This is a genomic window from Mesocryomonas lacus (assembly GCF_055730135.2).
This window is the reverse complement of record NZ_JBUZWE020000011.1, coordinates 178,577-204,046: the sequence shown is the minus strand read 5'-3', so window position 1 is coordinate 204,046 and position 25,470 is coordinate 178,577. Positions and strand designations below refer to the sequence as shown.

Annotated in this window: 26 protein-coding genes; 9 read left to right on the top strand and 17 right to left on the bottom strand. The window is 67.2% G+C overall.

Annotated features, from left to right (window positions below):
• Positions 1 to 15: 15 nt before the first annotated feature.
• The 7 genes from ACZLZY_RS18025 (at position 16) to ACZLZY_RS17995 (ending at position 6,795) form a co-directional block, all read left to right on the top strand.
• The gene (locus ACZLZY_RS18025) at positions 16 to 636 is read left to right on the top strand and encodes a nicotinate-nucleotide adenylyltransferase (RefSeq protein ID WP_472935610.1); all 621 of its coding nucleotides are present in this window, start codon (positions 16 to 18) and stop codon (positions 634 to 636) included.
• 43 nt (positions 637 to 679) lie between these two features.
• Entirely contained in the window at positions 680 to 1,135 is a 456-nt protein-coding gene (gene rsfS, locus ACZLZY_RS18020) for a ribosome silencing factor (protein WP_472935584.1), read from the top strand.
• Positions 1,136 to 1,242: 107 nt separating this feature from the next.
• A complete protein-coding gene (gene rlmH, locus ACZLZY_RS18015; protein WP_472935583.1) occupies positions 1,243 to 1,725 on the top strand; it encodes a 23S rRNA (pseudouridine(1915)-N(3))-methyltransferase RlmH in 483 nt (160 codons plus the stop codon).
• Positions 1,726 to 1,987: 262 nt separating this feature from the next.
• Positions 1,988 to 3,544 carry a murein hydrolase activator EnvC family protein gene (locus ACZLZY_RS18010; protein WP_472935582.1) on the top strand — a complete coding sequence of 519 codons (1,557 nt, stop codon included), beginning with the start codon at positions 1,988 to 1,990 and terminating at the stop codon, positions 3,542 to 3,544.
• Positions 3,534 to 4,877: a S41 family peptidase gene (locus tag ACZLZY_RS18005; RefSeq protein WP_472935581.1), complete on the top strand. Its 1,344-nt coding sequence runs from the start codon at positions 3,534 to 3,536 to the stop codon at positions 4,875 to 4,877. Before ACZLZY_RS18010 ends, ACZLZY_RS18005 begins: the two co-directional genes overlap by 11 nt.
• Before the next feature lie 148 nt (positions 4,878 to 5,025).
• Positions 5,026 to 6,207 (top strand): divergent polysaccharide deacetylase family protein, encoded by a 1,182-nt coding sequence (locus tag ACZLZY_RS18000; protein ID WP_472935580.1) that lies wholly within the window; start codon positions 5,026 to 5,028, stop codon positions 6,205 to 6,207.
• 72 nt (positions 6,208 to 6,279) lie between these two features.
• Positions 6,280 to 6,795, top strand: coding sequence for an RNA pyrophosphohydrolase (locus tag ACZLZY_RS17995; protein WP_472935579.1), 516 nt, complete (start codon positions 6,280 to 6,282; stop codon positions 6,793 to 6,795).
• A gap of 109 nt (positions 6,796 to 6,904) precedes the next feature.
• On the opposite strand, the gene ACZLZY_RS17990 is transcribed toward ACZLZY_RS17995, so the two are convergent.
• The 8 genes from ACZLZY_RS17990 to ACZLZY_RS17955 all read right to left on the bottom strand — a co-directional run bounded on the left by ACZLZY_RS17990 (position 6,905) and on the right by ACZLZY_RS17955 (position 15,014).
• Entirely contained in the window at positions 6,905 to 7,309 is a 405-nt protein-coding gene (locus ACZLZY_RS17990; RefSeq protein ID WP_472935578.1) for a F0F1 ATP synthase subunit epsilon, read from the bottom strand.
• Positions 7,302 to 7,508, bottom strand: a complete 207-nt coding sequence (locus tag ACZLZY_RS17985) for a glutathione S-transferase (RefSeq protein WP_472935609.1) — start codon at positions 7,506 to 7,508, stop codon at positions 7,302 to 7,304. Before ACZLZY_RS17985 ends, ACZLZY_RS17990 begins: the two co-directional genes overlap by 8 nt.
• A gap of 2 nt (positions 7,509 to 7,510) precedes the next feature.
• Positions 7,511 to 8,968 (bottom strand): F0F1 ATP synthase subunit beta, encoded by a 1,458-nt coding sequence (gene atpD / locus ACZLZY_RS17980; protein ID WP_472935577.1) that lies wholly within the window; start codon positions 8,966 to 8,968, stop codon positions 7,511 to 7,513.
• Positions 8,969 to 8,996: 28 nt separating this feature from the next.
• Entirely contained in the window at positions 8,997 to 9,875 is an 879-nt protein-coding gene (locus ACZLZY_RS17975) for a F0F1 ATP synthase subunit gamma (RefSeq protein ID WP_472935576.1), read from the bottom strand.
• 44 nt (positions 9,876 to 9,919) lie between these two features.
• Complete coding sequence (atpA, locus tag ACZLZY_RS17970; RefSeq protein WP_472935575.1) at positions 9,920 to 11,449, bottom strand: F0F1 ATP synthase subunit alpha; 1,530 nt, start codon at positions 11,447 to 11,449, stop codon at positions 9,920 to 9,922.
• On the bottom strand, positions 11,449 to 12,009 hold the full coding sequence (locus ACZLZY_RS17965; RefSeq protein ID WP_472935574.1) for a F0F1 ATP synthase subunit delta: 561 nt from the start codon (positions 12,007 to 12,009) through the stop codon (positions 11,449 to 11,451). The genes atpA and ACZLZY_RS17965 overlap by 1 nt, the downstream gene beginning before the upstream one ends.
• A gap of 244 nt (positions 12,010 to 12,253) precedes the next feature.
• Positions 12,254 to 12,655, bottom strand: a complete 402-nt coding sequence (locus ACZLZY_RS17960; protein WP_472935573.1) for an AGROH133_08824 family phage infection protein — start codon at positions 12,653 to 12,655, stop codon at positions 12,254 to 12,256.
• A 148-nt stretch (positions 12,656 to 12,803) separates the two neighbouring features.
• Positions 12,804 to 15,014 carry a primosomal protein N' gene (locus ACZLZY_RS17955; protein WP_472935572.1) on the bottom strand — a complete coding sequence of 737 codons (2,211 nt, stop codon included), beginning with the start codon at positions 15,012 to 15,014 and terminating at the stop codon, positions 12,804 to 12,806.
• Between the two features lie 191 nt (positions 15,015 to 15,205).
• Between ACZLZY_RS17955 and fsa the strand changes: the two genes are divergently transcribed.
• Positions 15,206 to 15,856 carry a fructose-6-phosphate aldolase gene (gene fsa, locus ACZLZY_RS17950; RefSeq protein ID WP_472935571.1) on the top strand — a complete coding sequence of 217 codons (651 nt, stop codon included), beginning with the start codon at positions 15,206 to 15,208 and terminating at the stop codon, positions 15,854 to 15,856.
• A gap of 71 nt (positions 15,857 to 15,927) precedes the next feature.
• Here fsa and ACZLZY_RS17945 read toward each other — a convergent pair whose 3' ends face one another.
• The 4 genes from ACZLZY_RS17945 to ACZLZY_RS17930 form a co-directional block, all read right to left on the bottom strand.
• Positions 15,928 to 17,037 (bottom strand): FAD-dependent oxidoreductase, encoded by a 1,110-nt coding sequence (locus ACZLZY_RS17945; RefSeq protein ID WP_472935570.1) that lies wholly within the window; start codon positions 17,035 to 17,037, stop codon positions 15,928 to 15,930.
• Between the two features lie 90 nt (positions 17,038 to 17,127).
• Positions 17,128 to 17,649: a DNA starvation/stationary phase protection protein Dps gene (dps, locus tag ACZLZY_RS17940; RefSeq protein ID WP_472935569.1), complete on the bottom strand. Its 522-nt coding sequence runs from the start codon at positions 17,647 to 17,649 to the stop codon at positions 17,128 to 17,130.
• 192 nt (positions 17,650 to 17,841) lie between these two features.
• Positions 17,842 to 18,621 carry a succinate dehydrogenase iron-sulfur subunit gene (locus tag ACZLZY_RS17935; protein WP_472935568.1) on the bottom strand — a complete coding sequence of 260 codons (780 nt, stop codon included), beginning with the start codon at positions 18,619 to 18,621 and terminating at the stop codon, positions 17,842 to 17,844.
• 167 nt (positions 18,622 to 18,788) lie between these two features.
• A complete protein-coding gene (locus tag ACZLZY_RS17930; protein WP_472935567.1) occupies positions 18,789 to 19,376 on the bottom strand; it encodes a hypothetical protein in 588 nt (195 codons plus the stop codon).
• A 209-nt stretch (positions 19,377 to 19,585) separates the two neighbouring features.
• On the opposite strand from ACZLZY_RS17930, the gene ACZLZY_RS17925 reads away from it, so the two are divergent.
• Entirely contained in the window at positions 19,586 to 20,440 is an 855-nt protein-coding gene (locus ACZLZY_RS17925) for a cycloisomerase (RefSeq protein WP_472935566.1), read from the top strand.
• Between the two features lie 90 nt (positions 20,441 to 20,530).
• Here the strand turns inward: ACZLZY_RS17925 and sdhA are convergent, their stop codons facing one another.
• The 5 genes from sdhA to leuC all read right to left on the bottom strand — a co-directional run bounded on the left by sdhA (position 20,531) and on the right by leuC (position 25,454).
• A complete protein-coding gene (gene sdhA, locus ACZLZY_RS17920; RefSeq protein WP_472935565.1) occupies positions 20,531 to 22,396 on the bottom strand; it encodes a succinate dehydrogenase flavoprotein subunit in 1,866 nt (621 codons plus the stop codon).
• A 3-nt stretch (positions 22,397 to 22,399) separates the two neighbouring features.
• Positions 22,400 to 22,777 (bottom strand): succinate dehydrogenase, hydrophobic membrane anchor protein, encoded by a 378-nt coding sequence (gene sdhD, locus ACZLZY_RS17915; RefSeq protein WP_472935564.1) that lies wholly within the window; start codon positions 22,775 to 22,777, stop codon positions 22,400 to 22,402.
• Positions 22,778 to 22,788: 11 nt separating this feature from the next.
• A complete protein-coding gene (gene sdhC / locus ACZLZY_RS17910; RefSeq protein WP_472935563.1) occupies positions 22,789 to 23,178 on the bottom strand; it encodes a succinate dehydrogenase, cytochrome b556 subunit in 390 nt (129 codons plus the stop codon).
• A gap of 214 nt (positions 23,179 to 23,392) precedes the next feature.
• Positions 23,393 to 23,860 (bottom strand): GNAT family N-acetyltransferase, encoded by a 468-nt coding sequence (locus ACZLZY_RS17905; protein ID WP_472935562.1) that lies wholly within the window; start codon positions 23,858 to 23,860, stop codon positions 23,393 to 23,395.
• A 184-nt stretch (positions 23,861 to 24,044) separates the two neighbouring features.
• Positions 24,045 to 25,454: a 3-isopropylmalate dehydratase large subunit gene (gene leuC / locus ACZLZY_RS17900; protein WP_472935561.1), complete on the bottom strand. Its 1,410-nt coding sequence runs from the start codon at positions 25,452 to 25,454 to the stop codon at positions 24,045 to 24,047.
• Between the last annotated feature and the right edge of the window lie 16 nt (positions 25,455 to 25,470).

Genomic DNA, 25,470 nt, shown 5'->3' with positions numbered 1-25,470 from the left:
GACGAGGAGGCCGGCATGCCGGCGGTGCCGCCCGCGGCGCTGCGCCTGCCGCACACCGAGCGCGGCATGCGGGTCGGCCTGTTCGGCGGTTCGTTCAACCCCCCGCATGACGGTCACCTCCTGGTGGCGGAAACCGCGATGCGCCGCCTGAAGCTCGACCGTCTCTGGTGGATCGTCACCCCCGGCAATCCGCTGAAGCATCCAGGCATCCTGAAACCCCTGGCCGACCGCATCGCCGCCTCGGAGCGGCTGGCGCGCGATCCTCGGATCGACGTCACCGCCTTCGAGGCCGCCCACCATCTGCGCTATACCGCCGATACGCTCGCGCTGGTCCGCCGGCTGAAACCGGGCGTGCGCTTCGTCTGGATCATGGGCGCCGACAGCCTTGCCTCCTTCCACCGCTGGCAGGCCTGGCGGCGGATCGCCGCGACCTATCCGATCGCCGTGGTCGACCGTCCCGGCGCGACGCTGGCGCTCCTCTCCTCGCCGATGGCGAAGACCTTCGCGCCGATGCGGCTGGCCGAGGAGAACGCCGCCGCGCTGCCCTTCTGCGAGGCTCCAGCCTGGGTCTTCCTTCATGGCCCACGCTCGTCGCTGTCCTCCAGCGCGCTCCGCGCCGGGGGACCTGCGTCTTGAAACTGCCACCGAACCCTGCCTATCTTCAAAGAGGCGCCGGGACATGACGTCCCCTCCCCGCCCAGACAAAGGAACAACGACGCTGACACCTGCCCCAAAGACGGAGGACGCCCTCGCGAGCGCTCCTGCCGAGGCTGCCACGAGCGAAACCAAGCTCGGCCGGACCGCCATCGACGTCGTGATTTCGAGCCTTGAGGACTCGAAGGGCGAGAACATCCTGAGCATCGACCTGAAGGGCAAGTCCGCCCTCGCCGACCATCTGGTGATCGTTTCCGGTCGCTCGAACCGCCACGTCTCGGCCGTCGCCGACCACGTGCTGCGCGACCTGAAAGAGGCCGGCCACGGCATGTGCAAGGTCGAAGGCCTGCAGAATGGCGACTGGGTCCTGATCGACGCCGGCGACATCATCGTCCACATCTTCCGCCCGGAAGTGCGTGCCTTCTACAATCTCGAAAAGATGTGGTCGGTCGGCGATGCCGGAGATGCGACGGTCCATTGACCGTCGCAGAAGCGCTCCGTGCCGATCGCTGGCCGCGGCCAGCCGGCAAGGCGTAGACCATTGAACGCGTTCAACTATTCAAGCCCGCCAACCTGGCGGTTGCTGCCGTGCGCCTGACGATCGCGGCGATCGGCCGGATGAAATCCGGACCGGAACGCGAACTCGCGAACCGTTATCTCGAGCGCCTCGCCAAGAGCGGCGCGCCGCTGGGGCTCGACTATGCCGGCCTTGGCGAGCATGCGGAATCGCGGGCCGCAGGGGTCGCCGAGCGCAAGCGCGACGAGGCCGCTCGGCTTATCGCGCCCTTGCCCGACAAGACCGTCCTGATCGCGCTCGACGAGACCGGCAAGGCGCTGTCGTCGGAAGAGTTCGCGGCCGAACTCGGACGGCTGCGGGACGAGGGGATCCGCGATATAGCCCTTCTGATCGGCGGACCGGACGGGCTCGACCCCGACTTGCGCGGCCGCGCGCGGCTCGTCCTGTCGCTCGGCCGGATGACCTGGCCACACCAGATCGCGCGCATGCTCCTCGCCGAGCAGATCTACCGCGCCACGACGATCCTCGCCGGACACCCCTACCACCGGTCCTGATCCGGTCCGCCATTCCCGCGACATATCGGCAACAACGCTTGGCAGAAATTGATAGCCTGGCATTTATTCGCGTTGAGACGTTTGTCCGCCACGACCTTGCCGTGGTCGGGGGTGAGCCTCTGCACGGACAGGGCGACCTCGCCATGGTTGATGCATTGTTAAGGAGGCGGCGCTATCGTGCCGCGTCCTCTGGCCGAAAGGTCGAGGATGCCGACCCCGGCCGTGCCGGTCCACGCAGTCTCTCAGGCGATCAAGGACGCTCTTGCAGGCCAAAGCCGCACACGACAGGCGACCGCATGCATCCCGCCGGCTTCTGGCCGCCGCGGCGCTTTGCCTGACGCTGGTCGCGCCGGGGCTGAGCCTTGCCGAGAGCGAGCCGCCGGCGCCGACGGGCGACATCGTCGGCAGCATCAGCCGCGTGCTGATCCTCGAAGGCGAGCGCAAGCGCAATGCCGAGGAGCTCGCCGGCATTTCCAACAGCATCCAGCTGAGCGAGCAGAGCGTGCAGTCGCTCGACGCCGAGATCGCCGCCCTGGCGGAGGACCGCGGCCGGATCCGCGACGCCATGATCGCCGCCGCAGCTGAGCAGCAAGCGATCGAGAAGGAAATCGCCGCCACTGAGAAGCGCATCGACGCCCTGGCCGGCGACGAGGCGAGCCTCAAAGCCTCGCTGCGCGAGCGCCGCGGCCTTCTGGCGGAAGTCCTCGGCGCGCTGGAGCGGATGGGCCGCAAGCCGCCGCCGGCGCTGCTGGTCAAGCCGGACGATGCGCTGGGCTCCGTGCGCAGCGCGATCCTCCTCGGCGCCGTCGTGCCGGGCATCCGCAAGGAGACCGAGAAGCTTGCCGGCGACCTGAAGCAGCTGGCCGCCGTCAAGCGCGACATCGCCACCGAGAAGCAGCGCTTCGTCGATGGCCGCACCCGGCAGAAGGAAGAAGAGGCGCGGCTCGCCCGACTGTTCGAGGAGAAGCAGCGGCTGGAAACCGACAACCGCAGCCGGCGCGAGGCCGAACGCGCCCATGCGGCCGAGCTGGCCGCCAAGGCGAACAGCCTGCAGGAACTGATCGCCTCGCTGGAGAACGAGACGGCGAGCGCCCGCGCGGCGGAGGCGGCGGCCCAGAAGGTGGCGGCCGCCAAGCGCGCCGCTGAGGCGGAGGCCGCCCGCATCGCCGAGGTGGAGCGCGAGAGGGCCGTGCGCGAAGCCGCCCGCGCCGTCCCCGAGACCGACGGACCCGCCCAGCCGGACCAGCCAGCCGCTACCCCGCCGGCTCCTGCCGTGGCCGAACAGACGCCGACTTCCATGCCGGAAGCCGAGAAGAGCTATGACATAGCGTCACTTCGCCGTGACATGGCGCACATCGAACCGGTCGCCGCATTTTCGACAATGAAAGGCCGTCTGACAGCACCTGTATCCGGTGCCCTGCAGGTGGCCTATGGCGGCAGCGACGGCATCGGACGGCCTTCGTCGGGGGTCTCCTTCTCGGCGCGTCCGGGTGACCTCGTAACTGCCCCTGCGGATGGCCGCGTGCTCTATTCCGGACCCTTCCGGTCCTATGGACAGCTCTTGATACTTGACGCTGGCGATGGCTATCATGTTGTCCTTGCGGGCATGAACGAGATCGACGTCGAAGTCGGCCAATTCGTGCTATCGGGAGAGCCCGTCGCGGTCATGGGTGCGCGAAGACTGGCCAGTGCGGCCGGAGCGGAGTTCGGCGCAGAAGAGCCGGCGCTCTATGTGGAATTTCGCAAGAACGGGAAACCGGTCGATCCGACTCCTTGGTGGACGGTGGGACCTTCTGGAAGGACGAGGAATGATTCGTAAGCTCTCGATACTCTTCGCCGGCGCGCTCATGGGTGCGACCGCGATGACCGTGTTCGTCGGCCAGCAGTCGGGTGTCGCCAATGCGGCGGGCTCGGATACCTATCGCCAGCTGGCGATCTTCGGTGACGTGTTCGAGCGCGTCCGCGCCCAGTATGTCGACGTTCCCGACGACCAGAAGCTGATCGAGACCGCCATCAACGGCATGCTGACCCAGCTCGACCCGCATTCGAGCTACATGAACGCCAAGGAAGCGGCTGACATGCGCACCGAGACGCGCGGCCAGTTCGGCGGCCTCGGCATCGAGGTCACCATGGAGAACGAGCTGGTCAAGGTCGTCTCGCCGTTCGAGGGCACGCCCGCCGACAAGGCCGGCGTTCTTGCGGGCGACCTGATCGCCGAGATCAACGGCGAGCAGGTGCGCGGCCTGACGCTCGCCCAGGCGGTCGAGAAGATGAAGGGCGATATCGGCACCTCCGTCGCCCTCACCATCGTGCGCGAAGGCGCGGCCAAGCCCGTCCGCCTGTCGATCAAGCGTGACGAGATCAAGGTTCCCTCGGTCCGCCACACCGTCGAGAACGACGTTGGCTACATCAAGCTCCTGAAGTTCAACGAGCAGACCACGGTCGGCATGGAAGAGGCGATCGCCGACATCGAGGCGAAGATCCCCGCCGACAAGCTGAAGGGCTTCGTGCTCGACCTGCGCCGCAACCCGGGCGGCCTGCTCGACGAGGCGGTCAGCGTCTCCGACGCCTTCCTCGAGAATGGCGAGATCGTCTCCACCCGCGGCCGCAACGCGGAGGAAACCCGCCGCTACAACGCGCGCGGCGGTGACGACATCAAGGGCAAGCCGCTGGTCGTTCTCGTCAATGGCGGTTCCGCCTCGGCGTCCGAGATCGTCGCCGGCGCGCTGCAGGATCAGCGCCGCGCCACCGTCGTCGGCTCGCGCTCGTTCGGCAAGGGCTCCGTGCAGACTATCATCCCGCTCGGCGCCAACGGCGCGCTGCGCCTGACGACGGCGCTCTACTACACGCCGTCGGGCCGCTCCATCCAGGGTCGCGGCATCGACCCTGACATCACCGTCGCCCAGCCCCTGCCGGACGACATCAAGAAGCAGATGGGCCTCGACACCGAGGACGAGGTCGTGCGCGGCGAGTCCGGCCTGCGCGGCCACATCACCGGCAACGAGGAAAACGCCGAGGGCTCCGGCTCGCTCGACTACGTCCCGCCGGAGGCCAAGGACGACCTGCAGCTGAACTACGCCTACGAGCTGCTGCGCGGCACCAAGACCGACGCCAACTTCCCGCCGAAGGGCGACAAGCGCGCCGCCAAGTAGCGCCCGCTTCCACCCGGCGACTAGACCCACCCCGGCGCTCTAGGCGCCGGGGTTTTTCTTTGCCTGGCCGGCCGCCCACCTCCCCCGCGGCCCGCCCGCCCGCGGGGCCAAGCGAGCCCCGGTCCAGCTTGCCGCGCTAGGTCCAGCTATGTTCGACGATCTCGACCGGCCGCTCGGGCGCGACAGGCCTCCGCGCAAGACATTGAGGCGCCCTGCCCGGCGCACGGTTCTCTGCGCCGCCGGGTTCCTCCTCCTCGCCGGCGCCTCGGCCGCCACCGTCCTCACCCAGCCGCGGCTGCGCCAGGTCGACGTCTTCGCCGAGCGCGAAGCGCGGCAAGCGGCCGAGGCCGAGCGCCTCGCCACCGCCGCCCCGGCGCCGCTGATCGCGCTGCCGCGCACGCCGAAGATCATTGCCGCACCCCTCGCCGATCCCACCTTGCCGACCATCACCTATCCGCCGGATGAAACCGGCATGGCCGGCCAGCTGATCACCGTCGATGCGGCAGGCTCGCTGCGCCAGCCGGCGACCATGGCGGCGAACCCCGACGACGCGCTCCTCGAGCCGAGCGATGCCGGCCCCCTGCCGGTGCGGGGACCCGACGGACGGCGGCCCTTCGACGTCTATGCCGCCACTCCCAGCAGCGACGTCGGCGTGCGCATCGCCCTCGTCGTCGGCGGGCTCGGCATTAGTCAGACCGGCACCCAGGCCGCCATCCGAACGCTGCCCGCGGGCGTCACTTTCGGCTTTGCCGCGGCCGGCAACAGTCTTAACCGCTGGATGCAGGATGCGCGCCGCGGCGGCCACGAGCTGGTCCTGCAGGTGCCGATGGAGCCTTTCGGCTATCCCCAGACGACGCCCGGCCCGCATACCGTCACCGCCGAGGACGCCAGCGCCGGTCACTTCGACGCGCTGCTCTGGTCGCTCGGGCGCACCACCAACTATGTCGGCGTGATGAACTACATGGGCGCCCGCCTCAGCGCCGATCCCGCCGCCATCAGCGGGCTGCTCGGCGAACTCTCCCGCCGCGGCCTGATGTATCTCGACGACGCGAGCTCGCCCCGCAGTCTCGCCAAGGACGCCGCCCGCGAAGCCGGTACGCCGTTCGCCGCGGCCAGCATTCTCCTCGACGCCGTGCAGCAGCGGGGTGCCGTCGAGAAGCAGCTTGCCGCCCTTGAGCGCATCGCCCGTGCCGACGGCAGCGCCATCGGCATCGCCTCGGCCTTCGACGTCTCGACCGCGGCGATCGCGGCCTGGATCGCGGAAGCCGAGACCCGCGGCGTCCGGATCGTCCCGCTCTCGGCCCTCGCTGTCGACCCCGAGAGGCGATGAGGCTCGGTTTCCCCTTGCCTCATCAGCCCTGCGCCCGATAACCCGGTCAGAGATCTCTGCCGGAGCGCTGACATGAAGCCGATCGACTTCCACAACCTGCCCTATCGCCCTTGCGTCGGCATCATGGTGCTGAACGCTGCCGGCCACGTCTGGGTCGGCCGCCGCCTGGTCGAGGACCAAGGGGAGATGGAAGGCGCCACCGCGCTCTGGCAGATGCCGCAAGGCGGCATCGACGAGGGCGAGGAGCCGCTCGATGCGGCGCGCCGCGAGCTCTACGAGGAAACCGGGATCCGCTCGGCCGAACTGCTCGGCGAGTCCGAGGGCTGGATCGACTACGACTTGCCGCCCGCCCTCGTCGGTATCGCCCTCAAGGGCCGCTACCGCGGCCAGACGCAGAAATGGTTCGCCTTCCGCTTCACCGGCGAGGAGAGCGAAATCGCGATCAACCCGCCGCCCGGCGGCCACTCCGCCGAGTTTGACGAATGGGCGTGGAAGCCGATGGACGAGGTGCTGTCGCTCGTGGTGCCCTTCAAGCGCGGTGTCTACGATCAGGTCGTGGCGGGTTTTCGCAATTTCGAGCTGGTGTAGGCGAATAGCGAGCGCCGAGCGCTCGTCCTTCCCGTTGGCCGGCCATCTCGGCCCCAGACATAAAAAAAGCCGGCTCGCGCCGGCTTTCGTCATTGAGAAGGCGCGAAGCCTACATACCGAGCGCCGACCGAGCATCCTTCAGCGCGGAGAGTTGCTGCTCGGCCTTGGAGCGGGCGTCCGGGGTCTTGGCGTCGGCGACGTCTTCCTCGGCATTGCGGATCTTGCTGTCGAGGTCGGCAGCGTTCAGCTCGGCAACCGGCAACGCGTGCTCGGCCAGCAGGATCATCGAATCATTGGTGATGTCGGCAAAGCCGCCCTGCACGTAGAAGCGCTGGTCGGCGCCGCCCGCGGTCGTCACGGTCACGACGCCCGGCTTCAGCGTCGTCATCGCCGGCGCATGGCCGCTCATGATGGTCATGTAGCCATCGGTGCCCGGGGCCAGAACCGCGGTGACGACTTCCGACACCAGGAGACGCTCCGGGGAAACGAGTTCGAACTGGAAGCTCTCAGCCATGGTCAGCCTGCTTGTTGAGGGCTGCCTCGAAAGCGAGGACGGCCTTGTCGAATTTGTCTCGGCAGCCGGTGTTGCAGAACCCGACCACCGCACCCTTGTACATCGTCAGGGAATCCGGCGAAACCGGATCCCCCGACCAGGGGCATGTCTCGTTTACGGCATCCTCGATCCGCAGTGCGGACGGAGCGCTGCCCGTCATCATCAGGCGGCTTCAGCCGCCAGACGCTGGGCCTTCTCGATGGCCATGTCGATCGAGCCGACCATGTAGAAGGCGGCTTCCGGCAGGTGATCGTACTCGCCGTTGACGAGGCCCTTGAACGAACGGATCGTGTCTTCCAGCGGCACCAGCTGGCCCGGTGCACCGGTGAAGACCTGCGCCACGAAGAAGGGCTGCGACAGGAAGCGCTCGATCTTGCGGGCGCGGGCAACCGCAACCTTGTCCTCTTCGGACAGCTCGTCCATGCCGAGAATGGCGATGATGTCCTGCAGCGACTTGTAGCGCTGCAGCGTCTCCTGCACCTGGCGGGCAACGGTGTAGTGCTCTTCGCCAAGGATCATCGGCGACAGCATGCGCGAGGTCGAGTCCAGCGGATCCACCGCGGGATAGATGCCCTTCTCGGAGATCGCGCGGTTCAGAACCGTCGTCGCATCAAGATGCGCGAAGGAGGTCGCCGGCGCCGGGTCGGTCAGATCGTCCGCGGGAACGTAGATCGCCTGCACCGAGGTGATCGAACCCTTGGTCGTCGTGGTGATGCGCTCCTGCATCGCGCCCATGTCGGTCGCGAGCGTCGGCTGGTAACCCACCGCCGACGGGATACGGCCGAGGAGAGCCGACACTTCCGAGCCGGCCTGGGTGAAGCGGAAGATGTTGTCGACGAAGAACAGAACGTCCTGGCCCTGGTCGCGGAAATGCTCGGCGATGGTGAGGCCGGTCAGCGCGACGCGGGCACGTGCGCCCGGCGGCTCGTTCATCTGGCCGTAGACGAGGGCGGCCTTGGAGCCCTCGGTGTTGCCGTTGTTCTCGGCCGGGTCCTTGTTCACGCCGGACTCGATCATCTCGTAGTAGAGATCGTTGCCCTCGCGGGTGCGCTCGCCGACGCCGGCGAACACCGAGTAACCGCCGTGGGCGCGGGCGATGTTGTTGATCAATTCCTGGATCAGAACGGTCTTGCCGACGCCGGCGCCGCCGAACAGGCCGATCTTGCCGCCGCGGGCATAAGGCGCGAGCAGGTCGATGACCTTGATGCCGGTGACGAGGATCTGGCTCTCTGGCGACTGGTCGACATAGGCCGGGGCCGGCTGGTGGATGCCGCGCTTCGACTCGAACGGGATCGGGCCGGCGTCGTCGATCGGCTCGCCGATGACGTTCATGATGCGGCCGAGCGTGCCAGCGCCGACCGGAACCTGGATCGGCTCGCCGGTGTCGGTCACGGGCTGGCCGCGCACGAGGCCCTCGGTCAGATCCATCGCGATGGTGCGAACGGTGTTCTCGCCGAGGTGCTGGGCCACTTCCAGCACCAGACGGTTGCCGTTGTTGGTGGTCTCGAGCGCGTTCAGAATGGCCGGCAGCGGTCCGTCGAACGAAACGTCGACGACGGCGCCGATGACCTGCGCGACGCGCCCGGTGGCCTGTCCTGTGATGTCAGCCATCGATGGCATCCTTCTCTTAAAGGTCGTCAAAAGGTCGTCAGAGCGCTTCGGCGCCCGCGATGATTTCGATCAGTTCGGTCGTGATCTTGGCCTGACGCTGGCGGTTGTAGACGAGCGTCAGCTTCTTGATCATGTCACCGGCATTGCGCGTCGCGTTGTCCATCGCCGTCATGCGCGCGCCCTGCTCGGACGCGGCGTTCTCCAGCAAGGCCCGGAAGATCTGGACCTTGATGTTGCGCGGGATGAGGTCGGCGAGGATGTCGGCCGGATCGGGTTCGTATTCGTAGACGCCACCGCCGGCGGCGGTGAGCTGGGCACCGTCCTTCTCGACCGCGGCCGGGATAACCCGGCGCGCCGTCGGAACCTGGGTGATGACGTTCTGGAACTCGGAGAAGAAGATCGTGCAGACATCGAACTCGCCGGCCTCGAACATGCCGAGCACCTTGTCGCCGATCGACTCCGCATTGGAGAAGCCGAGCTGCTTGACGTCGCGCAGTTCGATCCGGTCGACGATGCGGCTGCCGAGGTCACGGCGCATCGCGTCGTAGCCCTTCTTGCCGACGGCGATGATCTTGACCGTCTTGCCTTCGGCGTCGAGCTCGCGGACGTGCTGGCGAACCAGCCGCACGATCTGCGCGTTGAAGCCGCCGGCGAGACCACGGTCGGAGGCGAACACGACGAGGAGGTGCGTGTCCTCCTTGCCCGTCCCGGTCATCAGGGCCGGCGCGTCGCCTTCCATCGCATTGGCGATGTTGGCGAGCACCGCGGCCATCCGCTCCGAATAGGGGCGGGCAGCCTCGGCAGCCTCCTGCGCACGGCGAAGCTTCGCCGCCGCGACCATCTGCATGGCCTTGGTGATCTTCTGCGTTGCCTTGACCGAGGCGATGCGATTACGCAGGTCTTTCAGCGAAGCCATTGTCCGAAACCGTCTCCCGCTACCTTACCGTTATTCCCGAGGCTTTAAGCGAAGCTCTTAGAGAACTGGTCGAGTGCCGCCTTCAGCTTTCCACGGGTATCGTCCGTGATCTGCTTGTCGTCGCGAATGGCGTCGAGAACGGCCTTGTGCTCGGTGCGCATCGAGGAGAGCAGGCCCTCTTCGAACGGACCGACGTCGGAAACCTTGAGCTTGTCGAGATAGCCCTGGGTACCGGCGAAGATCACCACGACCTGCTCTTCCGTCTTCAGCGGCGAGAACTGCTGCTGCTTCAGAAGCTCGGTCAGGCGCGCGCCGCGGTTCAGGAGGCGCTGGGTCGAAGCGTCGAGGTCGGAGCCGAACTGCGCGAACGCCGCCATTTCGCGGTACTGCGCGAGCTCGCCCTTGATCGAACCTGCGACCTGCTTCATCGCCTTGATCTGCGCCGACGAGCCGACGCGGCTGACGGAGAGGCCGACGTTCACCGCCGGGCGGATGCCCTGGTAGAACAGGTTGGTCTCGAGGAAGATCTGGCCGTCGGTGATCGAGATCACGTTGGTCGGGATGTAGGCGGAAACGTCGTTCGCCTGGGTCTCGATGACCGGCAGCGCGGTGAGCGAGCCCGAGCCATTGGCTTCGTTCAGCTTCGCCGCACGCTCGAGCAGGCGCGAGTGCAGGTAGAACACGTCGCCCGGATAGGCTTCGCGGCCCGGCGGACGGCGCAGCAGCAGCGACATCTGGCGGTAGGCGACGGCCTGCTTGGACAGATCGTCATAACCGATCACGGCGTGCATGCCGTTGTCGCGAAAATACTCGCCCATGGCGCAACCGGCGAACGGCGCGATGTACTGCATCGGGGCCGGGTCGGAAGCGGTCGCCGCGATGACGATCGAGTACTGCATGGCGCCGCGCTCTTCGAGCACGCGCACGAACTGCGCGACGGTCGAGCGCTTCTGGCCGATCGCGACGTAGACGCAGTAGAGCTTGTCCTTCTCCACGCCGGCATCGTGGCCCGGCTTCTGGTTCAGGAAGGTGTCGAGCAGGATCGCGGTCTTGCCGGTCTGGCGATCGCCGATGACCAGCTCGCGCTGGCCGCGGCCGACCGGGATCAGCGCGTCGATGGCCTTGAGGCCGGTCGACATCGGCTCGTGCACGGACTTGCGGGGCATGATGCCGGGCGCCTTGACGTCGACGCGGCGGCGCTCGGTGTGCTCGATCGGGCCCTTGCCGTCGATCGGGTTGCCGAGACCGTCCACGACGCGGCCGAGCAGGCCCATGCCGACGGGAACGTCCACGATGGCGCCGGTGCGCTTGACGACGTCGCCTTCCTTGATGTCGCGGTCGGAGCCGAAGAGCACGACGCCGACATTGTCGCTTTCAAGGTTCAGCGCCATGCCGCGCACGCCGCCCGGGAATTCGACCATCTCGCCGGCCTGGCAATTGTCGAGGCCGTAGACGCGGGCGATACCGTCACCGACGGACAGAACCTGGCCGACTTCCGAGACTTCCGCCTCGTTGCCGAAGTTCTTGATCTGGTTTTTCAGGATTGCGGAAATTTCCGCGGCGCGGATGTCCATCAGCCGACCTCTTTCAGCGCTAGCTTAAGCGAATTGAGTTTGGTGCGAAGCGACGTGTCGATCTGGCGGGAGCCGATCTTCACGATCAACCCACCGAGGATCGACGGATCGACGCTCTCGTGCATCGTCACCGTCTTGCCGGCATAGGCGCCGAGCGTCTGCGACAGTTCGCGGCGCTGGTCGTCGCCGAGGGGATGCGCACTGATCACCTCCGCTTCGACTTCGCCGCGCTCGTCTGCCGCCATGGCGCGGAAGCTGCGAACGATGCCCGGCAGCACGAAGAGCCGGCGGTTCGAGGCGACCACTTTCAGGAAATTGGCAGTGAGCTGGCTTGCCCTCACATCCGCGACGATCGCGGAGATGGCGGCGAGCTGTTCGTCGGAAGTGAAGGCCGGGCTCTTCACCAGACGCCGGAAGTCGGCATTCTGGTCGATCAGGCCTTGGAACTCGTTCAGTTCGGACTCGACCACCGAGATCGAACCCTCCTCACGAGCAAGCTCGAACAAGGACAGAGCGTAGCGTTCTGCGACTCCCGAGACGGGAGAGGATGATGTTGCCACGGACGACCGTTTCTCTTCCTGGGGTTCAAGCGTGTTGGGCATTCTCGGCAGCGAGAACGCCCCAAACACTTAGAACCGTTAGATTATTTCCATCGGAGCGACATCTTGACGCCGCTGGCCCGAAGGAGGCAAGGACCGTCTAGCATAGCGATTTGCCATCGACAACGCCGGAACCGGACTCAGCGCCCGAGTTTTGCTGCTTTTTGGGACAGAGGCTACGGGCTTTGCCCAGCCGGCGACCAGCTCAGCTCTGGACGAGGCCGAAGGCAGCCGCCAGCGGCAGGCCGGCGAGGACGAGATCGAGCAGAAGGAAGGCGAGGTTGTAGAAGGTCGATCCCTTGTCCGAGAGGATCGAGACCAGCCGGCCGAAGGCTGCAAACAGCCAGGCGACGCCGAGCATCAGCGGCATGGTCCACTGCTCGAAGAACATCAGCACCATCAGCCCAATGCCGAGATAGAAGCCGCCGATCGTCGAGCGCGCCTCCGACACCGCCTCCGGGTAGGCGTGGTGCGTCGTCAGCCGCAAGGCCCGCAGCAGCGTCACCGGCGCGAACAGCGCGAACAGGCCGAAAAGCGCAGTAAAGACGCCGACGCCGTAGGTCATCAGGTCGGCATTGGTCTGTGGCAAGGGAAAAGCGAGTTCCACTGGGACATCCTCGGCAAACGCGGCGCCTCGGCACGGCGCGGTAGCGGAGTGCTACCGGCTCGCGCCGGCGGCGGCAAGGACGGGAGCCATCGCGAGCGCCATCGCCGCCGGTCACCGGTCGCCGGTTACCGGTCGCCGTTGACGATGTTCAGAGAAAGCTCTGCGGATCGACGTCGATCTGCACCTGCACCGTGCCCCGCGGCTTCGGCGCCCGCTCGATCATCGCCCGGAGATAGTCCTGCAACGGTGCGCGGCGCCCGCCTTGCAACAGCAGCCGGAAGCGGTGGCGGCCGCGCAGCACCGCGAGCGGCGCCTCGGCAGGGCCCAGCACCTCGATCGAATCATCCTCGGGCGCGGCGCGCCGCAGCTCTCGGCCATGATCCTCGGCAGCCTTGCGCGTCTCGGCGGAGATGATGACGCTCGCCAGCCGGCCGAAAGGCGGCAAGCCCGCCCGCTCGCGCTCGCCGATCTCGCGGTCGTAGAAGCGCTCGGCGGTGCCCGAGGCGATCGCCTGCATCACCGGGTGCTCCGGCTGATAGGTCTGGATCAGCCCGCGGCTCGCCCGCCCGCTCCGCCCGGCCCGTCCGGTCACCTGGTGCAACAGCTGGAAGGTCCGCTCGGCGGCGCGCGGATCGCCATTGGCGAGGCCGAGATCGGCGTCGACGGCGCCCACCAGTGTCATCAGCGGAAAATGATGCCCCTTGGCGACGAGCTGCGTGCCGATGATGATGTCCGCCTCCCCTTCCGCAATGGCATCGAGCTCTCTCCGCAGCCGCCGCGGGCCGCCGGCAAGGTCGGAGGAGAGGAGGATGGTGCGCGCGTCCGGAAAGGCGCCGAGCATTTCTTCCGCGATCCGCTCGACGCCCGGGCCGCAAGGCACGAGATGGTCGAACACGCCGCATTCCGGACAGGATTCCGGCCGCGGCCGGGTGAAGCCGCAGTGATGGCATTGCAGCTGCCCGCGCAGCCGGTGGTCGACCAGCCAGGTCGAGCAGTCCGGGCACTGGAAGCGGTGGCCGCAGGCGCGGCAGAGCGTCAGCGGCGCATAACCCCGCCGGTTGAGGAAGAGCAGCGCCTGCTCGCCGCGTGCCACGGTCTCCTCGATCGCCTTCAGCAGCACCGGCGAGACGAAGCGGCCCCGCGCCGGCGGATGGCGCTTCATGTCGACGAGCTGCAGCGTCGGCAGCGCCGCCTCGCGGTAGCGGGCCGACAGCACGACATGGCCGTAGCGCTGCGTCGCCGCGTTCACCCGGCTCTCGATCGAGGGCGTCGCCGAGGCGAGGATCACCGGGAACTTGCCGATCGAGGCGCGCACCACCGCCATGTCGCGGGCGTGGTAGAAGGTGCGCTCCTCCTGCTTGTAGGCGGGGTCGTGCTCCTCGTCGACGATGACGAGCCCAAGATCCTGGAACGGCAGGAACAGCGACGAGCGCGCCCCCGCCACCACCTTCACCCGGCCCTCCGCCACCTGCCGCCAGACCTTTTCGCGCATGCGCGGGGTGACGTCGGAATGCCATTCCGCCGGCGGCGCGCCGAAACGGGCGTGGAAGCGGTCGATGAAGCTCTGCGTCAGCGCGATCTCGGGCAGGAGAATCAGCACCTGCCGCCCCGCCGCCAACGCCTCGGCCACCGCCTCGAAATAGACCTCGGTCTTGCCCGAGCCGGTGACGCCCTCGAGCAGCGTGGCGGAGAAGCCGCCTGCCTTGACGGTCTCGACCAGCGTCCTGGCCGCCTCAATCTGGTCGCCGCCGAGATCGGCACGGCCGAAGCCAAGGTCCGGTTCGGCCACCGCCGGGGGCGGCGGCAGTCGGACGGTTTCGAACGCCCCGAGCTTCATCAGCCCCTCGACGACCGAGACCGAGACGCCGGCGGCATGCGCAAGCCCTGAGCGCGACCAGGCCGGCGCGTCCCCGGCCGCATCCAGCACCCGCTGGCGGGCGCCGGTCATCCGCTCCGGCACGGTGCCGGTCAGGGCCATGCCCTCGATCCACGGCTCCGGGTCGAAGGCCGCCGGCGCCCGCAGCGCCATGCGTGCCACCAGCCCCGGCGGTGACAGCGTGTAGTCCGCCACCCAGTCGATGAACTGGCGCATGGCGGCATCGAGCGGCGGGCAGTCGAAGACGTGGGTGATCGCCCTGAGCTTGCCGGGGTCGAGGGTCGACGAATCTGGCGCGTCGTCCCAGACGATCCCGGCGACCTGCCGCGGCCCGAGCGGCACCTGCACGATCGAGCCCGGCACCACCAGCATTCCCTCCGGCACGGCGTAGGAATAGGGCCGCGGCGTCGGCAGCGGCACCAGAACCGGCACCGACCGGATGTCAAACAGCTGGCCGGTCAGGGGGGAACTCACTCGGGACATGGATCCGATTCGGCTGGGTGGGGTTCTGACATAGACGGGTCGCGCCGAAGGCGGTAGCAGGCGCTGGCCATGGGCGGGCCCACGGGCCGGAAGCCGGGCAATGGAAAGCCTTACGTGGTGACCCGGTCCCCGAGTTGCGATATCACCACGCCAGAGGCGGGGCACCGCCGGCGCAAGGAAGGACAAAAGCGATGAAATTCTTCGTGGACACGGCCGACATCGGCGAAATCCGGGAAATGAACGAAGCTGGCCTGATCGATGGCGTGACCACCAACCCCTCTTTGGTGCTGAAGGCCGGTCGGCCGATGATGGACCTCATCGCCGAGATCTGCGACGCCGTCGACGGGCCGGTTTCCGCCGAGGTATCGGCCCTCACCGCCGACGAAATGATCCGCGAAGGCAAGATCCTCGCGGGCATCGCCAACAATGTCTGCATCAAGCTGCCGCTGACGCTCGACGGCCTGAAGGCCTGCAAGCACCTGACCGACGAAGGTTTTGAGACCAACGTCACGCTCTGCTTCTCCGCCACTCAGGCGCTGCTCGCAGCCAAGGCCGGTGCGACCTACGTCTCGCCGTTCATCGGCCGGCTCGACGACATCAACATCAACGGCATGGAGCTGATCGCCGACATCCGGCGCATCTTCGACAATTACGACTTCGACACGCAGATCCTCGCCGCCTCGATCCGGACGCTGAACCATGTCCGCGAAGCCGCGCTGATCGGTGCCGACGTCGCGACCGTGCCGACCTCGACGCTGAAGGCGCTGGTCAAGCATCCGCTGACCGACAAGGGCCTCGAGACCTTCGTCGCCGACTGGAAGAAGACCGGCCAGACCATCTGAGGCGCCCTGCTCTCACGTCAGACACAAAGGCCCGGCCGGCGACGGTCGGGCCTTTTTCATGCTGAGGCTTTTTACGTCGGGCTCGCGCTTTCGTAGAGCCGGCGGTAGCGGTCGAGGAAGCGCTGGTCCAGCCAGTGCTTCAGCGACAGCGCAGACCGTCCGCGCCATCCGAGGCCACCCCGCATCGCCAGCCCCTGGCCGTCCGCCAGATCGACGATCGACAGCGCCCGTCGCTGCGGCCGGTAGCGCGAGAGCGCCTTGCCTTCGGCGGCGGCGAGGAGGTTTTCCGCCAGCACGGCCCCGGCGCGCACGCCGTAGACGCCGAGCTTCGGCAAGGGACAGCCGACGATCCCGGCACAGTCACCGGCGGCAAAAATTCGGGGGTCGCCGACCGACTGCAGCGTCGGTTCGACCAGAAGGCCATCGCCCACGGGAAGGCCCAGCATTCCCGTCAGAGGATGCGCGACGAGCCCTGTCGCCAGGATCAGCCGATCGAAGCCGAGCACCACGCCCGAAGCAAGGCGCAGCGATCCCGCCGACGCCTCTGCGACGGCGCTGCCGCGATGGACGACGGCCCCCCGCCTCTCGAGGCTCGCCAGCGCCGCCCGACCGAGAAAGCCTGGCGCCTGCGGCAGGAGGCTCGCCTCTGCCGTGACCAGCGTCACCGACAGCCTGATCCCACGGGTGGCGGCGAGGTGGAGAAGGTTGCCGGCGATCTCGCAGCCGGTCGCGCCCCCGCCCACCATGAGCACCCGCGACGCACCTGATGTTGCCGCAATCTCCTCGCGCAACGCCGGCAGGCCGCCGATCGGCTTCACTGCGGCAGTGGCGACGCCCTCGAAGGGCTGGGGTTTACGGACCGTGCTGCCGATGGCGAAGGAAACGAAGTCGTAGGGGACGGGCGGAGAGGCCGCTAGAAGCAACGTCCGGGCCGCACGATCGAGCCCGACGACGCGGTCCGCGATGAGGTCCGCCCCACAAGCCTTTGCCAGGCGGAAAGGATCGAGGCTCGCGGCTTCCGCGTCGAAACGCCCGCCGAGGATGCCGCTGCCGCGGCCGGAGTACCAGAACCGGCCGGGATCGATCAGCACCAGCTCGATCCCAAGCGCCCTGAAGGCCTTTGCGTAGCCAAGGACAGCGAGATGGGCATGGCCACAGCCGACGAGAACAATTCGCGTCATACGCCCCTGCTGCCGGTCATCGCATCCCCCTCAAACGCAGAAAGGGCGACGCTGTCGCGCCGCCCTCTCAAAGCTAGACTGCCGAAAGCCTCAGGTCGAATGACCGGCATCCTCGACCTGGAAGTGGCTTTCCAGGAAGTAGAGCCCCGTGTTGATGCCGCGGCCAATCTCAGTGAGGAGGTCGGCGGTCAGGTCGTCGCCGGCCTCGTCTGCCTCGCTGATGCCTTCCTGCAGCGCCGCGCTCCAGGCAGCGTAGGAATCCGACAGGCGACGCAGGTGATCTTCCGACTTCACGATGTCCAGCGCATAGGGCGGCAGGATCGTGTTGCCGGCTGCAGCCTGCACGGTGCCCTGGGCCTGGCCGCCCATGCCGGTGAGGCGCTCGGCGATGAGGTCGACATAGGCTTCGACCGCCTCATGCTGTTCGTCGAACAGCTTGTGTACGGCGATGAAGTTCATGCCCTTCACGTTCCAGTGCGCCTGCTTGGCCTGGTAGGACAGGTCGATCGCGGTGCCAAGGTGCTTCTGCAGCAGCGCGACCATGGCGCCCCGGACGTTTTCTTTCTGCGGATTCTTGGTCGGGTGAAGCATGACGGTGGGAGACTTGGCCACGGTGGGTCCTCTCGGATGATGGATCTGAGCGCCAGTGCCGTCGGTCTTGCCGATGGCGGGCGCCTTCCCCCGCTAAACCGATCAACCCCCTGCTGGTTCCTCACCCACCCGGGAGCCAGCCATGCAAAGCCGCCTCCCCTCGTGCCAGATGCACCCCGCTCTCCCTCGGGAACGGGACGCTCGCCGCGGCGATCAGACGCGGCGCTCGACCATCATCTTCTTGATCTCGGCGATGGCCTTCGCCGGGTTCAGCCCCTTCGGGCAGGACTGCGTGCAGTTCATGATGGTGTGGCAGCGGTAGAGCCGGAACGGGTCCTCCAGCTCGTCGAGCCGGGCGCCCGTCGCCTCGTCGCGGCTGTCGATCAGCCAGCGATAGGCCTGCAGCAGCACGGCCGGGCCGAGATAGCGCTCGCCGTTCCACCAGTAGGACGGGCACGAGGTCTGGCAGCAGAAGCAGAGGATGCACTCGTAGAGACCGTCGAGCTTGGCGCGGTCGTCGTGGCTCTGCTTCCACTCCTTCTCCGGCTCCGGCGTCTCGGTCTGCAGCCAGGGCTCGATAGAGCGCAGCTGGGCATAGGGCACCGAGAGATCCGGCACGAGGTCCTTGATCACCGGCATGTGCGGCAGCGGGTAGACCTTGATGGCGCCCTTCACCTCGTCCATGCCCTTGGTGCAGGCGAGCGTGTTGGAGCCGTCGATGTTCATGGCGCAGGAGCCGCAAATGCCCTCGCGGCAGGAGCGGCGCAGCGTCAGCGTCGAGTCGACCTTGTTCTTGATCCACAAGAGCGCGTCGAGCACCATCGGGCCGCAATCGTCGAGATCGACGTAGAACGTATCGAGCCGCGGGTTCTCGCCGTCGTCGGGCGACCAGCGGTAGATGCCGAACTCGCGGACGTTCTTCGTCCCTTCCGGTTTCGGCCAGACCTTGCCCTTGGAGATCCGGGAATTCTTCGGGAGGGTGAGCTCGACCATGACGGGATCCGGTGCCAGTTTGGAATCGATGCAGATATAAGAGCGTGCACTGCAAAACACCAGCGAGGAATCCGCTGTAAGGCCCTTACGGCCATGGGCTTTTCCGGAGCCCATGGCGCGATCCGCGTGCGAACCGATTTAATCGGGGGCGGCCGATTGCCTCCCCGTTACGGCGCGGGTTTGACGGGGACGGCCGGGGTTGCCGGCGTCATCGGCACGGCTGGCGCCGCCGGCATCGCGGGCTTGGCGGCCGCATCCGGCTTGGCGACGAACTTGCCGGTGGCGCAGGAATCGGCCGTCTTGCTGATAAAGTCGAAGATCACGCCCTGGTCCGGCTGGCCGACGCGGCCATCCGCCAGCATGCGGTCGGCGACCGGCGGCGCGACGACGGTGGCGATGAGATAGTCGCGCTGCGGATCGGACAGTCCGGTCAGCGTCTGCTCGGCGAGGCAGTGGCAGGCCTCCTTCGACATCTCCTTCATCTGGATGCCGCACAGCCCGGTGATCAGCTCGATCTGCGTCGCTTTGTCGCCCGCCCGCGGGATCTCGAACTGCTTTGCCGGCGCGGCGCCTGGAGTCGCTGGCGCAGCGCCTGGTGTCGCCGCCGCAGCGCCTGGGGTCACCGGCGCGGCGCCGGGGGTCGCGGGCGCGGCGGCTGGCGCCATCGGTGCCGTCGGAGCGGTCTGCGCCAGGGCCGGCATGGCCAGCCCGAGCGCGAAGAGGGCCGGCAGTCCGGCGCGGATGAATGAAGGCATGAAATTCTCCCAAGGATATCGTCGGCTGCTTGAAGAGCCGTTTGGCCGGTGTCCCGTCACGAGACCTAGCGCCATGGCAGCGGCTTGGCGAGGTCCCACGTATAGGTCCCGCGCCCTGAAGACTGCGGCATACCGCGCTGCCTGTCACGGGCGCTTCATCGCGTAGGCCTAGACAGTCAGGCTTACCGATCCCGCCCCGGAGTGCCGACATGACCCCCGCTTGCCTTCGCACCCTTGCCTGTGTCGGCCTTGTCGCCCTCACCGGCACGGCCTTCGCCGCCGACGAACCGCCGCAGATGCGTTCGGAAAGCATCGCCTCCTACGCCGTGCCGGAAGCCAACCAGGCGGTCGCCGTCGACGCCGACTTCTTCTATGCGATCGACAACCGCACGATCGCCAAATACGACAAGCGGACGCAGAAGCTGGTGAAGACCTGGGAACGACCGAAAGGCGGCCCGATCCAGCATTTCGACAGCGCAGCGGTGGTCGACGGCCGGATCTACCTCGCCCATTCCAACTATCCGGAATGGCCGATGGCGAGTTCGCTCGAGATCTTCGACGCCGCGACCTTGACCCACGTCGCGACCCATTCCTTCGGCATCCAGATCGGCTCGTTCACCTGGGTCGACAAGGGACCGGATGGCCAATGGTACGGCGGCTTTGCCAACTACAACCGCGTCTTCGACAAGAGCCCGATCGCCTACGGCAACAAGTACAACACCCAGATCGTCCGCTTCGACGCCGACTGGCAGCCGGTGGAGCAGTGGACGATCCCCGAGGCCGTCGTCGAGAAGTTCGAGGACATGTCGAACTCCGGCGGCTCGTGGGGCCCGGACGGCAAGCTCTACCTCTCCGGCCACGACCCCGCGGAAGCCTATGTCATGCAGCTGCCGGAAATGGGTCCGGTGCTCGACTGGGTCGGCACCGTCCCGCTCGACAACCACGGCCAGGGCATTGCCTGGGACCGGTCGCAGAAGGACGTGATCTACGCCATCATCCGCGGCAAGGGCGACGAGCCGAACCGTGTGACCGTCAACCGCGTGCTGTTCGACGCGGTCCCGTAAGGCCTGAAACGCAAAGGGCGATTGCACACAATCATTGTGTACAATCGCCCCGCACTTTTCACCCGTCCTGTGCTGCCCTTGGCTGGGCGCTTAGTAAACCCGCTTCTTCGGCTGGATGTACTCGATCTCGTTCGACATCGTGTAGGTATGCACCGGCCGGTCTTCCAGCGAGACGGTCTTCGCCTCGGTGTCGCAGAACGACAGCGTGTGCTTCATCCAGTTGGCGTCGTCGCGGTCCGGGAAATCCTCGCGGGCATGGGCGCCGCGCGATTCCTGGCGGGCAAGGGCCGAGTCCATGGTGACGACCGCCTGGCTGATCAGGTTGTCGTATTCCATGGTCTCGATGAGGTCGGTGTTCCAGATCAGCGAGCGGTCGGTGATCTTGACGTCGTCGGAGGCATTCCAGACCTGGTGGATCTTCTGGTGGCCCTCTTCGAGGATCTCGCCGGTGCGGAACACGGCGCAGTTCGACTGCATCGTGCGCTGCATCTCGTCGCGGAGGTCCGCCGTCGAGGTCGAGCCCTTGGCGTAGCGGAAGCGGTCGAGCCGGGCGAGCGAGTTCTCGCCGGCATTGGCCGGCAGCGGCGCCTGGGAGGCGCCGGCCTGCACGGTCTCGGCGCAGCGCAGGCCCGCCGCGCGGCCGAACACCACGAGGTCGATCAGCGAATTGGAGCCGAGCCGGTTGGCGCCGTGCACCGAGACGCAAGCCGCCTCGCCCACCGCCATCAGGCCCTGCACCACGGTATCGGCATTGCCGTCCTTCTTAGTCAGGACCTCGCCGTGATAGTTCGTCGGGATGCCGCCCATGTTGTAGTGGACGGTCGGCAGCACCGGGATCGGCTCCTTGGTGACGTCGACACCGGCGAAGATCCGTGCCGATTCCGAGATGCCCGGCAGGCGCTCGTGCAGGATCTTCGGATCGAGATGGTCGAGATGCAGGAAGATGTGGTCCTTGTTCTTGCCGACGCCGCGGCCGTCGCGGATTTCCATCGTCATCGAGCGGGAGACGACGTCGCGCGAGGCAAGGTCCTTGGCGGAGGGGGCGTAGCGCTCCATGAAGCGCTCGCCTTCGGAATTGGTGAGGTAGCCGCCCTCGCCGCGTGCGCCCTCGGTGATCAGGCAGCCGGCGCCGTAGATGCCGGTCGGGTGGAACTGCACGAACTCCATGTCCTGCAGCGGCAGGCCGGCGCGCAGCACCATGGCGTTGCCGTCGCCGGTGCACGTATGGGCGGAGGTCGCCGAGAAGTAGGCGCGGCCGTAGCCGCCGGTGGCGAGGATCGTCTTCTTGGCGCGGAAGCGGTGCAGCGTGCCGTCGTCGAGGCAGAGCGCGACGACGCCGACGCAGGCGCCTTCCTCGTCCATGATCAGGTCGATCGCAAAATACTCGATGAAGAATTCCGAGGAATAGCGCAGCGACTGGCCGTAAAGCGTGTGGAGGATCGCGTGGCCGGTCCGGTCGGCGGCAGCGCAGGTGCGCTGGGCCGGCGGGCCGTTGCCGAAATCGGTGGTCATGCCGCCGAAAGGCCGCTGGTAGATCTTGCCGTCTTCGGTGCGCGAGAACGGCACGCCGAAATGCTCGAGCTCGTAGACCGCCTTCGGCGCTTCCCGCACCAAGTATTCGATCGCGTCCTGGTCGCCCAGCCAGTCCGAGCCCTTGACGGTGTCGTACATGTGCCAGCGCCAGTTGTCGGCGCCCATGTTGCCGAGCGAGGCGGCGACTCCGCCCTGGGCCGCGACGGTGTGCGAGCGGGTCGGGAACACCTTGGTGATGCAAGCAGTCTTCAGCCCGGCTTGGGCGGCGCCGAGTGTCGCGCGCAGGCCCGCGCCACCGGCGCCGACGACGACGACGTCGAAGCTGTGGTCGGTGAAGGTGTAGGCCTTACCGTTGATGCCTGGGCCGGCACCGCGGTGCGGCTGGCCTTCTGGGGCGGGGGCGTTCTTGTGGGTCTCGGCCATGGGTCAGGCTCCAAAGCTCAGCTTGACGATCGCGAACAGGCTGGCGGCCGCCACGAGGATCGCGAAGAAGGTGTTGAGGATCTGCAGAATGACGCGCAAGCCGCCATGCACGTAGTCCTCGATGATCACCTGCATGCCGATGCGCATGTGCACGGCACCGGAGACGACGACCAGCGCCATGATCAGCCCGACCAGCGGGTTGGTGAAGGCGATGCGCACGTCGGCATAGGTGCCGTTGTGCAAGGCGATCAGCAAGATGACGAAAGCGGTGATGAGGAAGAGGTTGGCGATGCCGGTCAGGCGCTGGGTGAAGAAATGCCCGGTGCCTTCCTTGGCGGAGCCGAGGCCGCGGACGCGGCCGAGATCGGTGCGCATTTTCATCGGTGTACCCCTCAGATAACGATGACGGCGATCCAGAGGATCGCGGTGAGGACGAGGGAGAAACCGAGCGTCGCCAGCGCGAGCTTGGTCGAGGTTTCCTTGTCGAGACCGTGGCCGGTATCCCAGATGAAGTGGCGGATGCCGCCGGCCATGTGCTGCAGCAGCGCCCAGCTGTAGCCGAAGAGGATAAGACGGCCGAGGAAGGAGCCGAAGAACCAGGAGGCCGTGGCGAAATGTTCCGGACCGCTCGCGGCCGCGACCAGCCACCAGACCACCAGCAGCGTGCCGACATAGAGCGCGGCGCCGGTGATGCGGTGCAATATCGACATCGCCATGGTCGGCCGGAACCGGTAGATCGACAGATGCGGCGACAGCGGCCTTGCGGATTTCAACTCGGACAAATCTGCCTCCTGTCCGGTAGCCCGTCGGTGTCTCACGTGAAACAATGTCCCGGGCGCCGGTAATGTATAGGTCGTAAAAGGCGTATCGCACTTGCGAAAGCAAGAGCCATTCTAATCAAGAATGCCGGCGGTATCGACCTGAATCGATTTACCCGCCTTTGGGCTGCCTTCCCGTCTGGGAGGGCGTCAAGATGTCGCCTGCCGGCGCCGGCCGTCAGCGGTCGTCGAAGCGGATGACGTAGCTCGACCAGTCCGCCGGCTCGGCGATGCGTTCGTAGAGCTGGCGGCCGTTTTCCGGGTTGCGCGGCGCGTGCAGCACGAGCTTCGACCAGCCGCGGGTGTCCGAGGCCTCGGCGAGGAGATCGACCATCGCCTTGGCGATGCCCTTCCGGCGGTGCTTGTGGTGGACGAAGATGTGGTCGGCAAGGCCGGAGCGCATGCCGGTCCAGGGGTCCGGCAGGTCGTAGAACACGAGAAAGCCGACGAGCTCGCCGTCGAGCCGCGCGCCGAGAATCTCCGCCGTCCGGTCCTGCAGCAGCTGCTCGGCATAGACCTTGTCGGGCGCGCCGGGCGCGCCGCGAAACACCGCCTGCACATAGTCCGCGAGCAGTGGCGCGAGATCGCGCGCATCCTTCAGGCGGAGGAGCTGGATGTCGATGTCCGGGAGCGGCAAGGTTTCCATGCGAGCGATCTCGCCCGGATCGCCTTGAGGGTCAAGCGCGAAGCGTCGATCGGCCGCATCGAAGCAGCGCCGGAAAGGTGGCGGCGCTGGCGCCGCCGTAGAGGCCGTAAGAGGTGGCGGCGCTGGTGCGCCGCCGTAAAGGCCGTCAGGGGCGGCGGCGCTGGTGCGCCACCACCGGGATCGGCTACTTCCAGCCGCGCACGTCGACGAAGTGACCGGCGATCGCCGCCGCCGCCGCCATGGCGGGCGAGACGAGGTGGGTGCGGCCCTTGAAGCCCTGGCGGCCCTCGAAGTTGCGGTTCGAGGTCGAGGCGCAGCGCTCCTCCGGCGAGAGGCGGTCCTCGTTCATCCCGAGGCACATCGAGCAGCCCGGCTCGCGCCAGTCGAAGCCGGCGGCGATGAAGATCCGGTCGAGACCTTCCTTCTCCGCTTGCTCCTTCACGAGGCCCGAGCCCGGCACGATCATCGCCGAGACGGTCGAGGCCACGGTGCGGCCCTCGACGATGCCGGCGACGGCCCGCAAGTCCTCGATGCGGCCATTGGTGCAGGAACCGATGAAGACGCGGTCGACGGCGATGTCGGTCATCTTCGTGCCGGGCGTCAGGCCCATATACTCCAGCGCGCGGTGCTTGGAGGCGCGCTTGTTCTCGTCCTCGATGGCCTCGGGATCGGGCACCACGCCATCGACGCTGACGACGTCCTCGGGCGAGGAGCCCCAGGAGACGATCGGCGGCAGGTTCGCCGCATCGAGACGGACGACGGCATCGAAATGCGCGCCCTCGTCGCTCGCGAGCGTCTTCCAGTACTCCACGGCCTTCGTCCAGTTCTCGCCCTTCGGCGCGCGCGGACGGCCTTCCACGTAGTCGAACGTCGTCTGGTCCGGCGCGATCAGGCCGGCGCGGGCGCCCGCCTCGATCGACATGTTGCAGATGGTCATCCGCCCTTCCATCGACAGCGCGCGGATCGCCTCGCCGGCATATTCGATGACGTAGCCGGTGCCGCCGGCGGTGCCGATCTGGCCGATGATGGCGAGGATGATGTCCTTGGCCGTGACGCCGGGCGGCAGCACGCCGTCGACGACCACCTGCATGTTCTTCGCCTTCGCCTGGATCAGCGTCTGGGTGGCCAGCACGTGCTCCACCTCGGACGTACCGATGCCATGCGCCAGCGCCCCGAAAGCGCCGTGCGTCGAGGTATGGCTGTCGCCGCAGACGATGGTCATGCCGGGCAGCGTAAAACCTTGCTCGGGACCGATGATGTGGACAATGCCCTGCCGCCTGTCGGTCTGCGCGTAATACTCGATCCCGAAGGCCTCGGTGTTCATCGCCAGCGTCTCGACCTGCAGCCGGCTCTCGGGGTTCTTGATGCCGAGCGAGCGGTCGGGGGCGGTCGAGACGTTGTGGTCGACCACGGCCAGCGTCTTCTCGGGATGGCGGACCTTGCGCCCGGTCATGCGCAGGCCCTCGAAGGCCTGCGGGCTCGTCACCTCGTGCACGAGATGGCGGTCGATGTAGATCAGCGCGCTGCCGTCGCGCTCGTCGACGAGGTGGTCGTCCCAGATCTTGTCATAGAGGGTGCGGGGTTTGGCGGTCATGGAAATATCCTGGAGA